The organism is Chelativorans xinjiangensis (genome assembly GCF_009812055.1).
GTDB lineage: Bacteria > Pseudomonadota > Alphaproteobacteria > Rhizobiales > Rhizobiaceae > Chelativorans > Chelativorans xinjiangense.
Map to the genome: position 1 here is coordinate 213,296 of NZ_WQNH01000002.1, position 15,747 is coordinate 229,042.

General features: G+C 67.8%; 14 protein-coding genes. 6 read left to right on the forward strand and 8 right to left on the reverse strand.

Going from position 1 to position 15,747, the window contains the following annotated elements:
- Positions 1–1,266: 1,266 nt before the first annotated feature.
- The 8 genes from GM910_RS02840 to hemP form a co-directional block, all read right to left on the reverse strand.
- Complete coding sequence (locus GM910_RS02840) at positions 1,267–2,307, reverse strand: cysteine synthase A (RefSeq protein ID WP_159585988.1); 1,041 nt, start codon at positions 2,305–2,307, stop codon at positions 1,267–1,269.
- A 152-nt stretch (positions 2,308–2,459) separates the two neighbouring features.
- Positions 2,460–3,683 carry an MFS transporter gene (locus GM910_RS02845; protein ID WP_159585989.1) on the reverse strand — a complete coding sequence of 408 codons (1,224 nt, stop codon included), beginning with the start codon at positions 3,681–3,683 and terminating at the stop codon, positions 2,460–2,462.
- A 392-nt stretch (positions 3,684–4,075) separates the two neighbouring features.
- Positions 4,076–5,416 carry a DEAD/DEAH box helicase gene (locus tag GM910_RS02850; RefSeq protein WP_246225829.1) on the reverse strand — a complete coding sequence of 447 codons (1,341 nt, stop codon included), beginning with the start codon at positions 5,414–5,416 and terminating at the stop codon, positions 4,076–4,078.
- A 433-nt stretch (positions 5,417–5,849) separates the two neighbouring features.
- Positions 5,850–6,644 (reverse strand): heme ABC transporter ATP-binding protein, encoded by a 795-nt coding sequence (locus tag GM910_RS02855; RefSeq protein WP_159585990.1) that lies wholly within the window; start codon positions 6,642–6,644, stop codon positions 5,850–5,852.
- A 9-nt stretch (positions 6,645–6,653) separates the two neighbouring features.
- Positions 6,654–7,751, reverse strand: a complete 1,098-nt coding sequence (locus tag GM910_RS02860; protein WP_201285393.1) for a FecCD family ABC transporter permease — start codon at positions 7,749–7,751, stop codon at positions 6,654–6,656.
- 285 nt (positions 7,752–8,036) lie between these two features.
- Positions 8,037–8,945, reverse strand: a complete 909-nt coding sequence (locus GM910_RS02865; protein ID WP_159585991.1) for a heme/hemin ABC transporter substrate-binding protein — start codon at positions 8,943–8,945, stop codon at positions 8,037–8,039.
- Positions 8,946–9,186: 241 nt separating this feature from the next.
- Complete coding sequence (locus tag GM910_RS02870; RefSeq protein ID WP_201285397.1) at positions 9,187–10,245, reverse strand: hemin-degrading factor; 1,059 nt, start codon at positions 10,243–10,245, stop codon at positions 9,187–9,189.
- Positions 10,246–10,259: 14 nt separating this feature from the next.
- Complete coding sequence (gene hemP / locus GM910_RS02875; RefSeq protein WP_159585992.1) at positions 10,260–10,463, reverse strand: hemin uptake protein HemP; 204 nt, start codon at positions 10,461–10,463, stop codon at positions 10,260–10,262.
- 283 nt (positions 10,464–10,746) lie between these two features.
- On the opposite strand from hemP, the gene GM910_RS02880 reads away from it, so the two are divergent.
- From GM910_RS02880 to GM910_RS02905, 6 genes are read left to right on the forward strand one after another with little or no spacing between them, the layout of a single operon-like run.
- Positions 10,747–12,858, forward strand: a complete 2,112-nt coding sequence (locus GM910_RS02880; RefSeq protein WP_201285394.1) for a TonB-dependent hemoglobin/transferrin/lactoferrin family receptor — start codon at positions 10,747–10,749, stop codon at positions 12,856–12,858.
- A gap of 2 nt (positions 12,859–12,860) precedes the next feature.
- Positions 12,861–13,295, forward strand: coding sequence for a hypothetical protein (locus tag GM910_RS02885; protein ID WP_159585994.1), 435 nt, complete (start codon positions 12,861–12,863; stop codon positions 13,293–13,295).
- Between the two features lie 43 nt (positions 13,296–13,338).
- Positions 13,339–14,040: a MotA/TolQ/ExbB proton channel family protein gene (locus tag GM910_RS02890; RefSeq protein ID WP_159585995.1), complete on the forward strand. Its 702-nt coding sequence runs from the start codon at positions 13,339–13,341 to the stop codon at positions 14,038–14,040.
- The gene (locus tag GM910_RS02895) at positions 14,030–14,413 is read left to right on the forward strand and encodes a biopolymer transporter ExbD (RefSeq protein WP_159585996.1); all 384 of its coding nucleotides are present in this window, start codon (positions 14,030–14,032) and stop codon (positions 14,411–14,413) included. The genes GM910_RS02890 and GM910_RS02895 overlap by 11 nt, the downstream gene beginning before the upstream one ends.
- A gap of 5 nt (positions 14,414–14,418) precedes the next feature.
- Positions 14,419–14,823, forward strand: coding sequence for an ExbD/TolR family protein (locus tag GM910_RS02900; RefSeq protein WP_159585997.1), 405 nt, complete (start codon positions 14,419–14,421; stop codon positions 14,821–14,823).
- The gene (locus tag GM910_RS02905) at positions 14,820–15,734 is read left to right on the forward strand and encodes an energy transducer TonB (RefSeq protein WP_159585998.1); all 915 of its coding nucleotides are present in this window, start codon (positions 14,820–14,822) and stop codon (positions 15,732–15,734) included. The genes GM910_RS02900 and GM910_RS02905 overlap by 4 nt, the downstream gene beginning before the upstream one ends.
- Positions 15,735–15,747: the final 13 nt, after the last annotated feature.

A 15,747-nucleotide genomic window follows, 5' to 3' on the forward strand; every position in this document is an offset into this window, starting at 1 on the left:
AGGCGCGTCCAACGCGCCCCGCCGGAGTCTGTCCCGACAGTCGGCCGATCACTCGGCCTCCCCGCCCTTCCCGGCTGCACCCAATTGGGAGCTTTGCCGGGCCGGACGAGAAGCCCTGGCGGCTTCTCCGCAATGCCGGCAACGCTGTCACCCAGCGCTCCCGGCACCGCCGGCTGTCGCGGGCCCTCAGGCCTCCGGGTACCGAGCCCGAAGGGAGAGGTCTCCGCCGCTCTCCCTGATCCCCGGTCCGGACCCGGTTCCCGTAAGAGCGATGGGGAGGATTTTAAGGGCAGGCTGGGCAGGGGGAGTATTTTCCTGCGAAAAAAGTTGGAGAAATTTTCTGCAGCGAAGGAAAACAATGGGTTGGTGGGAAAGAAAAAATTTTTGTCGTCACATTTTATCCCCGCGCAGGCAAGCCATCGCCGGCTGAGGTGAAGGGCGCCGCCGCCGCCTTTCCGACGCGCGTCATCCCACCCGCGCGCGTCATCCCGGAAAGCCGAAGGCTTGTCCGGGACCCATTCCGTGACTCGTCCACCTTCCGGCCCGCTTCGCCGGAGCTTCAGCGAGGCGAGAATGGGTCCCGGACAGTCTCCGCTTCGCTCCGACTTCCGGGATGACGCGCGGGCGGTGGGGTGGAGATGGGCACGTAGTACGCACATGTCGCCGCGCGGCCGGGATGACGCGCGCGGGTGGGATGGGGAGGATTTTAAGGGCAGGCTGGGCAGGGGGGCGTATTTTCCTGCGAAAAAAGTTGGAGAAATTATTCCGAAGCGAAGGAAAACAATGGGTTGGTGCGGAAGAAAAAATCTTTGTCGCCACATTTTATCCCCGCGCAGGCGAGGCATCGCCGGCTGAGGTGAAGGGCGCCCGCCGCCTTTCCAACGCGCGTCATCCCTACCCGCGCGCGTCATCCCGGAAAGCCGAAAGGCTTGTCCGGGACCCATTCCGGAAGGTGGACGAGTCACGGAATGGGTCCCGGACAGTCTCCGCTTCGCTCCGACTTCCGGGATGACGCGCGCGGGTGGGGTGGGATGGGGGTGGAGATGGGCACGTAGTACGCACATGTCGTCGCGCGACCGGGGTGACGCGAGTGATGGGTTTTCCTTGAAATGCCGGCACTCCTTCGCGCCCCCCTCTGTCCGGCCCTTCGACAAAGCTCAGGACAGAGGGGGGCGCGAAGGGGCGCGGGCTTATCCGAGGTCACGCCTTGAGCCGGTAAGGATGCACGGTTCCTCCAAACGCGTCATCCCCACCCGCGCGTCATCCCTACTCCGCCGGCACCTCCTCATACGGCACCGGGATCGTCACGTCCTTCTCCATCCAGTCCGGCACGGGGAGCCCCTTCTCGCGCAGGAAAACGGGGTTGAAGAGCTTGGACTGGTAGCGCGTGCCGTAGTCGGCGAGCACGGTGACGATCACGTGGCCGGGGCCCATCTCCTTCGCCAGGCGGATGGCGCCGGCGATGTTGATGCCGGTGGAGCCGCCCATGCACAGGCCCTCCTCCTGGACGAGGTCGAAGATGATGGGCAGCGCCTCGGCGTCGGGGATCTGGTAGGAAAAGTCGGGGCGGAAGCCGGTGAGGTTGGCGGTGACGCGGCCCTGGCCGATGCCTTCGGTGATGGAGCTTCCCTCCGATTTCAACTCGCCGGTCGTATAATAGCTGAAGAGCGCCGCGCCCATGGGATCGGCGAGCGCGATCTTGACGCCCGGTTTCTTCTCCCTGAGGCCGTCGGCGACGCCCGCTAGCGTGCCGCCGGTGCCGACGGCGGAGGCGAAGCCGTCGACCTTGCCTTCCGTCTGGCGCCAGATTTCCTGCGCGGTCGTCGCCCGGTGGCCGTCGCGGTTGGCGACATTGTCGAACTGGTTGGCCCAGATGGCGCCGTTCGGGTCGGTCCTGGCGAGCTGTTCGGCAAGGCGGCCGGAGACCTTCACGTAGTTGTTGGGGTTGCGGTAGGGCACCGCCGGCACCTCGATCAGCTCGGCGCCGAGGACGCGCAGCGCGTCCTTCTTCTCCTGGCTCTGGGTCTCGGGGATGACGATCGCCGTGCGGTAGCCGAGCGCCTTGGCGACGACGGTGAGGCCGATGCCGGTGTTGCCCGCCGTCCCCTCGACGATGACGCCGCCGGGCCGAAGCAGGCCCTTCTTCTCCGCATCGCGGATGATGAAGAGCCCTGCCCTGTCCTTCACGGACTGGCCGGGGTTCATGAACTCGGCCTTGCCGTAGATCTCGCACCCCGTTTCCTCGGAGGCGCGACGGAGGCGGATGAGCGGCGTGTTGCCGATGGTTTCGATCACCGAAGGCTGCATGGGGGATTCCTCGTTTTTCCGGCCTCGTTTTTGCCGGCGAAGCCTAAAAGCCGCCGTCAGCCGCGACAAGGCGTGTTTTTGCGCCGGCATACCCCCTGCTGGCATACGGTTCGGCGCGGGCGGCAGCGGGAAGACGATTTTCCCTCAAGGTTTCAGCGCTCCGCCGGCCGGGGGGACGGCCGCGAGATAGGCTCCGGCCGGGCATCGCGCGAAAAAAGATAGACCAGCACACTCGCCAGGAGCACGCCGGCATAGAAGACGAACAGCGTGCGGTAGGCGACGGCCGGCTCCCCCGGGACGGTGGACGCGGTGACGACGGCGCCGGTGGCGAACTGCATCAGCCCCACGCCGCCGATGGAAAAGAAGTTGAGGAGCGTGACGCCGCGCCCCGTCAGATGCGCGGGCATGAAGGCGCGGCCATGGGCCATGATCACCCCGTAGCTGCCGCCGGTGAGCCCGATCAAGACGAGGGCGGCCGTCGCCGCGCCGACGCCGGCGAGCGGAAAGACGGCGAGCCAGGCGACGGCGGCGGCGCCGAGCGTGTTGCCCGCCGCGGCCACCCATTTGCGCGTTCTGAAGATCGTGTCGAGCGGGCCGTAGATGAAGGTGCCGGCGGCCATGGCGAGCGCCATGAAAAGGGTGACCTGGCCGATGAGCAGCGCGTCGGCGCCATGGACGTCGGCGAGATACGGCCCCGCCCACAGGCCGCGGATGCCGGCGGTGGCGGCGTAGTTCAGCGCGGCGAGCGGGATGATCGGCCACAGGGCCCTGAGCCGGATGAGTTCGAGATAGCCGCCGAGGCCGGGATTGCCGGCAGCACCCTCCTCGCGCGCCGGGTCGCGCACGATCAGGAGGATCCCGCCGGCCACCAGGAGGGTGACGATGCCCAGCCCCGCCATCACCTCGCGCCATCCGAAGGCCTCGGCCGCGGCCGCCAAGGGCGAAGCGCTGACGACGTTGCCCATCGTGCCGATGGCCATCATCCAGGAGGTGAGCACGGCCAGCCGCGCCGGCGAAAAGGACTTTGCGAAGATGAAAACGGAAGCCATGAGCACGGGCGCGCAGCCCATGCCGATCAGCGCCATGGCGGCGATCACCATCCAGGGCTGGGTTGCAAAGGCGAAGAGGAAGGCGCCGCCGCCCGCGCAAAGGGCGAGCAATATGCCGGCCGTCAGGCGCGGGCCGTAGCGGTCGAGCGACACGCCGACGGCGAACTGCATCAGCGCGAAGAGGGCGAACCAGGCGCCGGAGGCGGCGGAGAGGTCGGCCTTGGTGGCGCCAAGCTCCACAGTCAGCGCGGGGGTGAGGACGGCGAGGAAGGAGCGGTAGAACTGCGAAAGGACGTAAGCCGCCGCCAGCGCGGCAATTCCTGCCATCGATGCTCCTCCTCCCGGCCTTTTGCGCGCAGGCGTGCGAGGCGGTGCGCGGGCCGGCCTGAGGTCTATCGCAGGGGGAGAGGCCAGGCAATTGTGCCAGGGTGGGCGGTGACGGGGTCCAGGGTGCCGGCTTGATGCGCCTGGCGCCCTGCCCAAAACGGGCAATCGCTTGAGAGCCGGAGCCCTACGGCGCCCCCCTCTGTCCTGCCGGACATCTCCCCCACAAGGGGGGAGATTGCGCCGGCCGCTTGCTCCGGCATCTGCTCTGCAATGTCGCCAATTGGCGAAGGCCATTGTGATAGCCAATCTCCCCCCTTGTGGGGGAGATGTCCGGCAGGACAGAGGGGGCGCGAAGGGGCGAAAACCTATCGAGCGATTGCCCTGGCGGATCGTCAGGCCGCCTTCGAGCCGAAGCGGACGGCGCCGTTCTTCGGTCCGCCGCGGCGGTTGCGCTTGCGGCGTGGGGGCTTGGAGCCCGGCCGCTCGCCGCCGGCGTTGCCCTTCGGCTTGAAGGCGCGCGGACGGTCGTTGGCGGGCTCCTGGCGGGCCGGCGCGGGATCGCGGTGCACGGGATCGGGCTCGCGCGTGACGTCCTGCGTCACGTCAAGGCGCATGCGGATGATGCGCTCCACCTGGCGGAGCTTCGACGCCTCGGTGGGATCGCAGAGCGTGATGGCTTCGCCCGTCGCGCCGTTGCGGCCGGTGCGGCCGATGCGGTGGACGTAGCTTTCCGCCTCGTCCGGCAGGTCGAAGTTCACGACGTGGCTGATGCCCGGCACGTCGATGCCGCGCGCGGCGATGTCGGTGGCCACGAGGATGCGCACCGAACCGCTGCGGAAGCCGTCGAGCGCGCGCTGGCGGGCGTTCTGCGACTTGTTGCCGTGGATGACGGCGGCCTCGAAACCGTCGCGCGAAAGATCGCGCGTCACTCGGTCGGCGCCGTGCTTGGTGCGGGCGAAGATGATCACCTGGCGCATCTTATCGTCGGCCAGCATGTCGGAGAGCACCTTGCGCTTCTGCTTGGTGCGCGCCATCACCACGCTCTGGCGGATTTCGGCGGCCGTGGTGCCCTGGCGGGCGATCTCGACGCGCACGGGCTCGCGCAGGAGGCTTGCCGAGAGCTTCTCGATCTCGCTCGGCATGGTGGCCGAGAAGAGGGCCGTCTGGCGCGCGGGGTGCGTCGCCTTGGCGATGCGGCGGACGTCGTTGATGAAGCCCATGTCGAGCATGCGGTCGGCCTCGTCGAGGACGAGCCAGGTGGTATCGGAAAGCACGATCTCGCCCTCGCGCACGAGGTCGGTCAGGCGGCCGGGCGTGGCGATCAGGACGTCGACGCCGGGCGCCATGCGCTTTACCTGGCTGCGGCGCGAGACGCCGCCGAGCACCAGCGCGGTGGAGACATGCGCGCCCTTGGCGAGCTCGCGCACGACCTTCTCGATCTGCACCGCGAGTTCGCGCGTCGGCACCAGCACCAGGGCACGCGCCGTGCGCGGCCGGCGCTTGTTGCCGAGGCCGATGATCTTCGACAGGATGGGCAGCGAGAACGCCGCCGTCTTGCCCGAGCCGGTCTGGGCGACGCCGAGGATGTCGCGGCCTTCGAGGAAGGCGGGAATGGCTTTTTCCTGGATGGGCTTGGGAACGGACATGCCGGCGGCAATGGCCGCGTCGAGCAGTGTGCCGGAGATCCCGAGCTGTGCGAAGCCTGCCGGCTTCGCGTTGTTGTCATTGGTCAATTCTTATCTCTTTCATAAGCGGCGCCGGGGTTTCGGCGCGCGAATCGGATTGCGGCAGGGCGCAACCTGCCGAAATGGGTTTTGGGTGAACGACAAGGCGGCGGAGACGTGCTCCGCGCGGCTGCGCTGTCGCGCCCGAAGCGTTACCGCCCGGGGCTTTTCCCGCCTGCCGGTCCAAAGGGAACGTTAGGGAGAATGAGACGCAACCAGTCTCTTTGCGAGAAAGCCGGAGGGTCCGGCCCATGCGCCTATGGGGCCCATATGGCGTATGACGGGCGAAAGTGCAAACGAATAATTGTGCGGCGCAAAAAAAGGCGCTCAGGCCAGTGGTGCGATCCTGACAGATGGTACCCATCTGTCAGGAAAAATCGCCCCACCGGATTAATAGCTTGTGGGCTGACTTTTCCAAACAGATGGGCACCATCTGTTTGGGTCAGACCACTGGCACGGCCTGCGGCAGGACGAACGGCGTCGCCCCCGCCGGCACGGCGCCGACCTTCAACGGGCAGTCGAACACCTCCGACAGAAGCGCATCCTGCATCACCGCGTCCGGCGCTCCCGCCGCCGCGCGCGTGCCGCGGCGCATGACGAGCACGTGTTCGGCGAAGGCGGCGGTGAGGTTCAAGTCGTGCAGGACGGCGACCACCCCTCCCCCGCGCGCCGCGAACTCGCGGGCGATCTTCATGACGAGAAGCTGGTGCTTGATGTCGAGGCTCGATACCGGCTCGTCGAGGATGAGGTAGCGGGGGCGGCCTTCGAGCACCGGCGCCCACACCTGGCATAGCACACGGGCAAGCTGCACGCGCTGCTGCTCGCCGCCGGAAAGCTCCTGGTAGAAGCGGCCGGCGAAGCCGGAGAGGTCCACCTTGGCGAGCGCGCGTTCCGGCAGGTGCTCGTCCTGCCCGGCGAGCGCGCCCGAGCGCCCGCCCATCAGCCCCAGGCGGACGACCTCGCGCACCGTATAGGGGAAGGACAGCGCGACGGCCTGCGGCAGCACGGCGCGTGAGGCTGCCGCCTCCACCGGCTTCATCTGCGCCAGCTCGCGGCCGTTGAAGGTGATGCTGCCGCCATAGGGAAGATCGCCCGAGAGCGCCTTGACGAGCGTCGACTTGCCCGAACCGTTGGGGCCGACGATGGCCGTCACGCGGCCGGGCTCGGCGGTGAAGTCGACGCCGGAAAGGATGCGTGCGCGGCCGAGGGAGACGGTGACGTTGCGGGCTTCGATCATGGTTTTTTCCTAAAGATCGAGGATGCCGCGGCGACGCAGGAGCACCCACAGGAAGAAGGGAGCGCCGAAGACGGCGGTGACGATGCCGATGGGCAGTTCGGCCGGCGCGACGACGGTGCGGCTGACGGCGTCGGCGAGGAGAAGCAGGCTGGCGCCGAGGAGGGCCGCGGCCGGCAGCAGGTAGCGGTGGTCGGGGCCGATGACGAGCCTGAGCAGATGCGGCACGACGATGCCGACGAAGCCGATGCCGCCGGAAACGGCGACGGCCGCGCCCGTGGCCGCGGCGACGGCGAGGATGGCGGTGTTCTTCATGCGCTGGACGGGGATGCCGAGATGGCGGGCCGAGGCCTCGCCGAGCGCCAGGGCGTTGAGGCCGCGGGCAAGGAAGGAGGAGGAGGCGAGCGCCAGCACGATGATGGGACCGGCCGACCCGATCTTGCTCCATGTCGCCCCGCCGAGGGAGCCGAGCTGCCAGAATGTGAGGTCGCGCAGCTGCCGGTCGTCGGCCATGTAGATGAGGATACCCGACAAGGCCATCGCCAGCGCCGCCAGCGCGATGCCGGCAAGAAGCATGGTGGCGATCGACGTCTGCCCCTGCCGCGTGGCCACGCGATAGAGCAGCAGGGTCGTCACCAGCCCGCCGATAAACGCCGCCAGCGGCAGCGCATAGATGCCGAACAGGCCGACGAAGGGACCGAGCACCGTGCCGCCCAGGACGATGACGGTGATGGCGCCCAGGCTCGCCCCCGCCGACACGCCGACAATGCCCGGATCGGCCAGGGGATTGCGGAACAGCCCTTGCATGAGGGCGCCGGAGACGGCGAGTGCGGCACCGACGAGGATGCCGAGCGCGACGCGCGGCAGGCGGATTTCGTAGACGATGAGCCGGTCGCGCGCCGACAGCGCCGCCTCCTCGCTGGGATGGAACCAGCCCTTGATGACGCCGAGGACGGAGGCATCCGAGGCGCCGGTGGCGGTGCTGATCGCCGCGACAACGACAAGCGCCGCGACAAGAAGCGCGATCGCCAGCCGCGCCCGCGCCGAGCGGTCGCCCGCAGGGGCGGCATCGAGATGCCGGAAGGAGATCATCCGGGCCGAAAGAGACATGGATTAAACCTGCCGGGAGTATGGAAGTAAGTGGCGCCCGAGAACCCCCACCCCTCACCCCTCCCCTCAAGGGGGAGGGGGGCGGAGCCGTGCTCGACCTGCCTCCCTCCCCCTTGAGGGGAGGGATTGAGGGTGGGGGTCCGGCGAAGCCGAACAAAGACTCCATCCACATGCGATACCCCCGCCTGGCGGGGGAGAAAGCAAATTCTTGGGTTTGGGCGGAAGCCCAAGTCCTTAGAATTTGCAAGAGAGGGGGTCATCGGCGGGTTTCCAACTCAATAACTTTCAGTTCGCCGCCGGCGGGCCGTAGAGGGCGGCGGCGAGGTCGCGGATGGCGCTGGCGGTGCGCGGGCCGAAGCCGAGGAGGTAGCCGCCGTCCATGCGCACGACCGCCCTGTCGCGGGCAGCCGGCGTCGGCGCGATGGCCGGATGGCTGAAAAGCTCTTCGTCGGCGGCCCCGTGGTCGCCGCCGCGGTCCATCATCAAGATGACGTCGGGCCGGGCCTCGGCCACCGCTTCCTCCGAGACCTGCTTGTAGCCGGAGAACCCGTCGACGGCGTTGACGCCGCCAGCCATGGCGATGATGCCGTCGGCGGCGGTGCCCTTCCCCGACGCCATGACGCGCCCGCCCTGCATGCTGAGGATGAAGAGCACGCGCCTGGGCTCGGCAACGCCGTCCGTCAGGCGCTCGGCGGCGTCGATGTCCCGTTCCACCGTGGCGGCAAGCGCGTCCGCCTTCTCCGTCGCGCCGAGGGCGGCGCCGACGAAGCGGATCTTGCGCAGGATGCCTTGGCGGTCGAAGGTTTCGGGCACCACGACGAGCGGCACGCTGGCCTTTTCCAGCACCTCCATGGCCTCGGGCGGGCCGCTGCCCTCCAGCGCCAGGATGGCGCTCGGCGTGACCGAAAGCACGCCCTCCGGCGAAAGGGCGCGCATGTAGCCGACGTCGGGCAGGTCTTGCGCCTCGGGCGGGAAAGTGCCGGTCGAATCACGCGCCACGAGGCGCCCTTCCTCGCCCAGCGCATAGACGATCTCCGTCAGCGAGCCGCCGATGGAAACGAGGCGCGAGGCGTCCTCGAAGGGCGGGGGGAGGTCTTCGGCGGCGTGGGTGGGCGTGGCCAGGAGAGCGGCGGCGATGAGGGCGGCGGCGATGAGGGCGGCGAAAAGGCGGAGGGGAACGGAATTATTCAACATAGCCTTTATCCTAGTGATCGCCTCTCGGAGGGGACCGCAGAGCCTTTGTCCTCGTCCACGCGTTGCTCCACAACCGGCGTCATCCCGGAAGCTGGAGCAAAGCGGAGGCTGTCCGGGACCCATTCTCGCCTCGCTGAAGCTCCGGCGAAGCGGGCCGGAACGTGGACGAGTCACGGAATGGATCCCGGACAAGCCTTCGGCTTTCCGGGATGACGCGCGGTCATAAGGAGTTCCCATAACTTCAAGCCGCCGAGGCCTGGGGCACGCGCGGCAGGTGTTCCATGAGGAAGCGCCATTCGCCGCGTTCGTCCTCGCCTTCCCGCCTTTTGCCGAAGAACTGGATGATGAGGCGGCCGTTGCCGTCGTAGGCTTCGAGCGAGGTGACGTGGCCGTCGCTGTTGGGCTTGCGCACCGACCACACCTCCATCACGTGGTCGAGCCTCAGATGCAGGTGGAAGGTCGGGTCCATGACGTTGAGCCACGGGCCCATCGTCTTCACATTGGCGATGGGGCCGGAATGGATCTGGATGCAGCCGCGGCTGCCGACGAAGCACATAATGGGGATTTCCTGCTGCACGGCATGGCTCATCATCGCCGGCAGCGCCCCTTCGTCGAGCCGCCAGGCGTACTCCTCGCCGATCATGCGCACGGCCTGCCGGCGCGAAAGCTTCAGCGTGCGCAGGATGCCGGCGAACTGGTGCACGTCGGTCATGGCGCTCCAGCGCTCGCGCAGCGTCTGCGTCACCGTGTCGTCGCTCTCGTGCGGCGGCCCGCTTTCCTTGACGGGCCCTACCTGCACCTCGGGGCTCTGGTCGGTCGAGGCCAGCGCCTCGATAAGGTTCTGGTAGGCGTAGAAATTCGAATCAGGCCGCAGGTGCACCTTGTGCGCCGCATCGCCCGCCTGGTCGAAGAACTGCAGGCTATGGCGCACGTCGTTGCCGTCCCGCTTCTCGACCGCGAAGGCGTGCGCCCATTGCGAGGGAAATATCCTCAGATCGATGTCCTTGCCGAGCACGATGGCGCTTTTGTCCATCGCCTTGGCATTCTCGTAGACGCCGATCTTCTCGTGCACGGCGCTTTCGTTGCGCGTCAGCGCCATCACGTTGCCGACGGCCGGCATGCCGGCGAGAAAATCCGCCACGCGCGGGGCGACGCGCGTTGCACCGTGGCCGCAATGGGCGCCCACCAGCTCGGCTTCGGAAATGCCCAGGATCCGGGCAAGGTCGCGCTCGCGCATCTTCGGGTTCTCGGCGCGCTTGCGCCGGATGTCCTCGGGCTGAAGAGCCGTCTCCACCGTCATGTCCGCCACCGTGCTCACTTGTTGAGGATCAACTTGCCCTGCCGCGTGATCTTCAGGCGGTAGAACGATCCGGCATGCTCGATGGCGATCTCGCGGCGGCCGCAAAAAAGGTCGTCGCTGGTGACGGTGCGATCCGGGATTGCGCCGCTATTGCGAAAATCGACGCCCTGACGGACGGGCACGGGCTGAATCCTGTCGGCCGAAATGTCGCTTCTCATGGTCTGAACCCTCTCTCCTCGTCACGTGAAATCTTCGCCCGCCCGCCCCGCCGCAACGGCGGAATATTTCGCACGGAGCATTTGTTGACAGAAAGTATCATGTTTTATAGACACTGCAATACCGGACAAATCAAGTCAACAAATTAGCCCGCCGGAGGCAAGGCACGCCAGCAAGCCTGGATTTCAGGGCGAGCCAGCATCAGGCCGCGTGAACATCAGGGGTAAAGAGATGAAGGGGCTACTGGCTCGACACAGGACGGCGACGCTCGGCGGGGCGGCTGTTATGACCGTTCTTTCAATGCATGGTGCTGCGGCACAACAGGCCGCCGACAACGCGATCGGCGTCACCGCGCTGCAGCGGCTGGTGGTGGGCGCGGGCGTCGAGAAGGTGGCGATCGACACGCCGCAATCGGTGACCGTGGTCGACCAAGAGGACATCGACGAGGAGCAGCCCATGACCGTGGGCGAGATGCTGAAGCGCGTGCCGGGCGTCAACACCTCCGGTTCCGACCGCCTCTTCGGCCAGACATTCAACATCCGCGGCATCGGCGCGCCCGAATCGGCCAATGAGGAAGGCCGCATCATCGTCACCGTCGACGGGGCGACGAAATATTACGAGCAATACCGAATGGGCGGCTTCTTCTCCGAGCCGGAGCTTTACAAGCGGGTGGAGGTGCTGCGCGGTCCCGCCTCCTCCACGCTCTACGGCTCGGGCGCGCTGGGCGGCGTCATCCGGTTCGAGACCAAGGACGCCTCCGACTTCATCGCCGACGGCCAGAACGGCGCCCTGCGCCTGAAGAGCAGCTACAACTCCAACAAGGACGGCTGGCTCGGCTCCGTCATCCTCGCCCAGCGCATGGGCGAGAACGCCGAGTTCCTGCTCACCGGCAACTATCGCCGCGCCGATTCTTATGAAACCGGCGACGGCAGCATCGTTCCCAGCTCCGATTTCGAGGCCTGGTCGGGCCTCGCCAAGGGCACGTTCAAGGTCGGCGACGAGGGAACGCTGCGGCTTTCCTACCAGCAGTGGGATTCGGACGCGGACGACCAGGACTACGCGCAGGTGGGCGGATCCGTCTCCGGCGGCACGGTGTCGGGTTTCGGCACGGTCGACCGCCACGTGATCGACAAGACGGCCGTCGTCTCTTATGAAAACCCGTTCTCGGACAACGACTGGCTCGACCTGAAGCTGTCGGCCTCCTTCTCCGACACGACTGTGGAGCAGAGGGATGCCTCCGGCATTCCGCCCTTCGTCACCTGCGCCACCAGCGCTCTCTTCTGCGACACCGACTACGGTTACCAGACCTGGCAGTTCAACGCCGAGAATACCAGCGAGTGGCACGGCGAGGGCTGGGAAAACTACCTCACCTACGGCTGGCAGACCGCCTATCAGATCCGCAGCGCCGAGGCGGTGGACCTCACGGGCACGCCGGCGGGCATCACCTTCCACCCCGAGGGCGAGGACCTGAAGTCGGGCGTGTTCGTCCAGAACGAGTTCGTCTGGAACGAGCGGCTGACCCTCATCCCCGGCATGCGCATCGACTGGCACCGGCTGTCGCCCGACGATTCGACCGGCCTCGGCGAGGCGGAGGAAGACTTCGCCTTCTCGCCCAAGATCGCGGCGCACTACCGCTTCAACGACACTTTCGCCATCTTCGGCTCCATCGCGCATACCGAGCGCTTTCCGACGATCGACGAAGTGTTCTCGACCGCCGGCTCGCGCACGGCCTATCTGCCGAGCTATGACCTTAAGAAGGAGCGCTCGAACAATTTCGAGGCGGGCTTCGCCGTTTCCGGTTACGATCTGGCGCAGCCGGGCGACAGCCTGCAGATCAAGACGACCGGCTTCTACAACCGCGTCAACGACCTCATCGACACCAACCCGGCGCTCGATGGGCAGACGGGCTTCGTCCCGGTGCCGGGCTATGTGAACATCGAAAGCGCCGAAATCTACGGCTTCGAGGTCGAGGCAGCCTACGACGCCGACCACGTCTTCGCCGAAGCGGGCTACTCCTATGTGGTCGGCAAGGACCGGGACACGGGCGACTATCTGACCACCATCGCCCCGCACGAACTGTCCCTGACGCTCGGCGGCAAATTGCCCCAGCACGACCTGCGCTTCGGCTGGAGGACGCGCATCGTGGCCGCACCACAGGACCGGGCGCGGCGCTCGTCGGAGGCCAATTGGACCGAAAGCTCGCGCCGCTTCGCCAACTCCTTCGACGTCCACGACGTCTTCCTGACCTGGAAGCCGGACGACGGGAAGTTTGCCGGCTGGGAGGCGGAGGTCGGCGTCGATAACATCTTCGACAAACAGTACAAGGAGTTCCTCCACAACGATGCCGCCAAGGGCCGGACCTTCAAGGTCTCGCTGGCCAAGCAGTTCGGGTGGTGATCATGGGGCGTGCTGCACGGATATCTTCGAGCCTGGCGATGGCGCTTCTTTTGACGGCGGGCGCCCTTACCGCCGGCGCCCAGGAAGGCGGCGAGCCGCCTTCCCTCTCCCTCGAGCTCAACGGGGCGGAGGCGACGGAGCGCGGCTGCCGGCTGACCTTCGTCGCCGCCAACCGGCTGGGTGAGGACATCGACCGGGCCGCCTACGAGGTGGCGCTGTTCGGCACGGACGGGCTGGTCAAGCGCCTGACGGTGCTCGACTTCAAGGACCTGCCCGACGGCCAGACCAAGGTGCGCCAGTTCGACCTTCCCGACATCGACTGCGAAGGGCTCGGCCGCGTCCTTATCAACGGGGCGACGGCCTGCGAGGGCGGCGAGAACGCCTGTATGGACGCACTCAAGACCGAAACGCGCGGCAGCGTCGCCTTCGGCACCTGAACATTCGAGCAAGCAGACAAGCCAGCGAAAGGACAAGACAAAGATGCCCGCCGGACTGTTCGATACCATCGCCTCCTTCCTGACGCTGGGCGGCCCCGTGGTCGCCCTCTTAATCGCCCTGTCGGTCTTCGCGCTGGCGCTCATCCTTCTGAAGCTCGTGCAATTCTGGCGCGAGCGCGTCGGCCGGCACGGCCGCGCCGAGCGCGCGCTCCACGCCTGGTTCCACGACGGCTACGGCGAGGCGCGCGGCCACCTTGAAGGCGACCGCTCGCCGGCGGGCAGCGCGCTTGCCGCCTGCATGCGCCTTGCCGCCCTCAGGAACGTGCCGAAAGCCGAGATCGAGGACGATGTGGGCCGCATCGCGCTGACCCGCCTGCACGACCTGCAGCGCGGCTTCCGGGCGCTCGACGCCATCGCCCAGGTGGCGCCGCTGCTCGGCCTGTTCGGCACGGTGCTCGGCATGATCGAGGCCTTCCGCCAGCTCCAGGAGGCGGGCAACGCGGTCGACCCGTCGCTTTTGGCCGGCGGCATCTGGGTGGCGCTGCTCACCACGGCGACGGGCCTTGCCGTCGCCATGCCCGTCTCGCTGGTGCTCACCTGGTTCGAGACGCGGCTGGAAAACGAGCGCGTGGCGATCGAGACCATGACCGGCGCGGTGCTTTCGCACGGCGTTGAAAGCCGCGGGCGGGAGCGGGCGGCAGACGGAGCGCTGGATGCGGTCGCGGGGGTCGGCCATGCGCATTGACCTTGCCGCCGCCCGCCGCCGCCCGCTGCCGCTGACGCCGCTGATCGACGTCATCTTCCTGCTCCTGCTCTTTTTCATGCTGTCCTCCACCTTCGTGCGCTTCGCAGAGGTGGAGGTGACCGGCGGGGCAGCCTCCGCCGGCACGGCCGCCGAGGCGCCGGACGTGCTGATCCGCCTCGACGGCGGCGATTGGCAGGTGAACGGCGTTTCCGCAGGCGCCGACGAGGCGGTGACCGAACTGAAACGTTTGCAGGAACGAGGTGCCGCACGCGCCGTTCTCCTGGTGCGCGGCGAGGTGACCTCACAGGAGCTCGTCACGGCGATCGAACGCATCCGAGGCGAGACGACCCTTGACCTTACCGTCGCGAGGTGAATGCCATGCTGCGTCTTTCCCGTCCCCTGCCCGCCCGCCGGCGCGAAAGCACGATCGCGCTGATCAACGTCGTGTTCCTGATGCTGATCTTCTTCCTGGTCGCCGGCACCCTGACGCCGCCGCTCGAGCGCGATGTCGACCTGATCTCGACGGCGACGGCCGAACACGCCGAGCCCCCGGACGCGCTTTTCGTGACGCGCGAGGGCGAATTGCGCGCCCATGGGCAGGCGACGGACGCGGCAAGCTATGTGGATGCGCTCAAGGCGGAGGGCGCGGCGGACGGCGCCCTCGAGGTGAAGATGGCGGCCGACCGCGAACTGCCGGCGACCAGGCTGATCGAGATCGTCGGCGCCCTGCGGCAGGCCGGCGCCGGCAAGATCAGCATCGTCACGGAGCGGACGGCCGAATGAAGGGCAACGCGTGGAAATGGGGCCTGGCGCTCGGCCTTTCCGGCGTGATCCATGCCGGCGCGGCGGTCTTCATGCTGCCGCGCGAGCCGGAGGTGGAGATTGCCGGGGGATCGAGTATCGAGATCGCCATGGCGGGCAACGCCTTTGCCGATCTTTCGGCGGCAGGAACGCCGGCCGAGATGGTGGAGCCCGTGACCGAGGCGCCGGTGGAGGCCACACCGGTCGAGCCCACTGAGACGACCGCGGCCGAAGCACCGGTCGTAACGGCCGTTCCTCCGACCGAGACCGAAGCGCCGGCCGAGGCCGAGGCGACGCCCGATAGGGAGCCGCCGGAGGCTGAACCGTCTGAGCCGGAGGCGGCCGAGATCGAGCCCGCCGAGCCCGAGGAGACGGTGACGGCAATGGTGAATGTCCCGCGCCCGACGCCGCGCCCCGACTACGAGCCGCCGAAGGAGACGAGGCAGGCCGCGGTGCAGCCGCCGCCGGTGCGGCGACAGGCGCAAAGGTCCGCCGGTTCCGGCGGGCGCGACAGCCGGGACGCAAGGCGCGGCTCCTCAGAGGACGGGCAGAGCGCCAGGGCGAACAGCGGCCGGACGGCCGCCCGCGCCACGGCGATCGGCAACGCCGCCGTCTCGAACTATCCCGGCAAGATCGTCTCCAGGCTGCGCCGGGCGCTGCGTTATCCGCGTGCCGCGCAGCGCGAGCGGCTGCGCGGCGAGGTGGGCGTGGCCTTCACCGTCGCCGGCAACGGGGCGGTGAGCGGCATCCGCGTCGTGCGCAGCTCCGGCTCGCCGATCCTCGACCAGGCGGCGGTCGAAACCGTGCGGCGGGCCGCACCCTTCCCGGCTATTCCCGACGGCGCCGGACGCTCGTCCTGGCCCTTCACGGTGCCGCTCGCCTTCACCCGCTAAGAACAAGGATCGA

Excerpts from the sequence above, each read along its gene's own strand:
- GM910_RS02840 (WP_159585988.1), bottom strand. The coding sequence starts at position 2,307 with ATGCAGCCTTCGGTGATCGAAACCATCGGCAACACGCCGCTCATCCGC.
- GM910_RS02845 (WP_159585989.1), bottom strand. The coding sequence starts at position 3,683 with ATGGCAGGAATTGCCGCGCTGGCGGCGGCTTACGTCCTTTCGCAGTTC.
- GM910_RS02855 (WP_159585990.1), bottom strand. The coding sequence starts at position 6,644 with ATGATCGAAGCCCGCAACGTCACCGTCTCCCTCGGCCGCGCACGCATC.
- GM910_RS02860 (WP_201285393.1), bottom strand. The coding sequence starts at position 7,751 with ATGTCTCTTTCGGCCCGGATGATCTCCTTCCGGCATCTCGATGCCGCC.
- GM910_RS02865 (WP_159585991.1), bottom strand. The coding sequence starts at position 8,945 with ATGTTGAATAATTCCGTTCCCCTCCGCCTTTTCGCCGCCCTCATCGCC.
- GM910_RS02870 (WP_201285397.1), bottom strand. The coding sequence starts at position 10,245 with ATGACGGTGGAGACGGCTCTTCAGCCCGAGGACATCCGGCGCAAGCGC.
- hemP (WP_159585992.1), bottom strand. The coding sequence starts at position 10,463 with ATGAGAAGCGACATTTCGGCCGACAGGATTCAGCCCGTGCCCGTCCGT.
- GM910_RS02880 (WP_201285394.1), top strand. The coding sequence starts at position 10,747 with ATGACCGTTCTTTCAATGCATGGTGCTGCGGCACAACAGGCCGCCGAC.
- GM910_RS02885 (WP_159585994.1), top strand. The coding sequence starts at position 12,861 with ATGGGGCGTGCTGCACGGATATCTTCGAGCCTGGCGATGGCGCTTCTT.
- GM910_RS02890 (WP_159585995.1), top strand. The coding sequence starts at position 13,339 with ATGCCCGCCGGACTGTTCGATACCATCGCCTCCTTCCTGACGCTGGGC.
- GM910_RS02895 (WP_159585996.1), top strand. The coding sequence starts at position 14,030 with ATGCGCATTGACCTTGCCGCCGCCCGCCGCCGCCCGCTGCCGCTGACG.
- GM910_RS02900 (WP_159585997.1), top strand. The coding sequence starts at position 14,419 with ATGCTGCGTCTTTCCCGTCCCCTGCCCGCCCGCCGGCGCGAAAGCACG.
- GM910_RS02905 (WP_159585998.1), top strand. The coding sequence starts at position 14,820 with ATGAAGGGCAACGCGTGGAAATGGGGCCTGGCGCTCGGCCTTTCCGGC.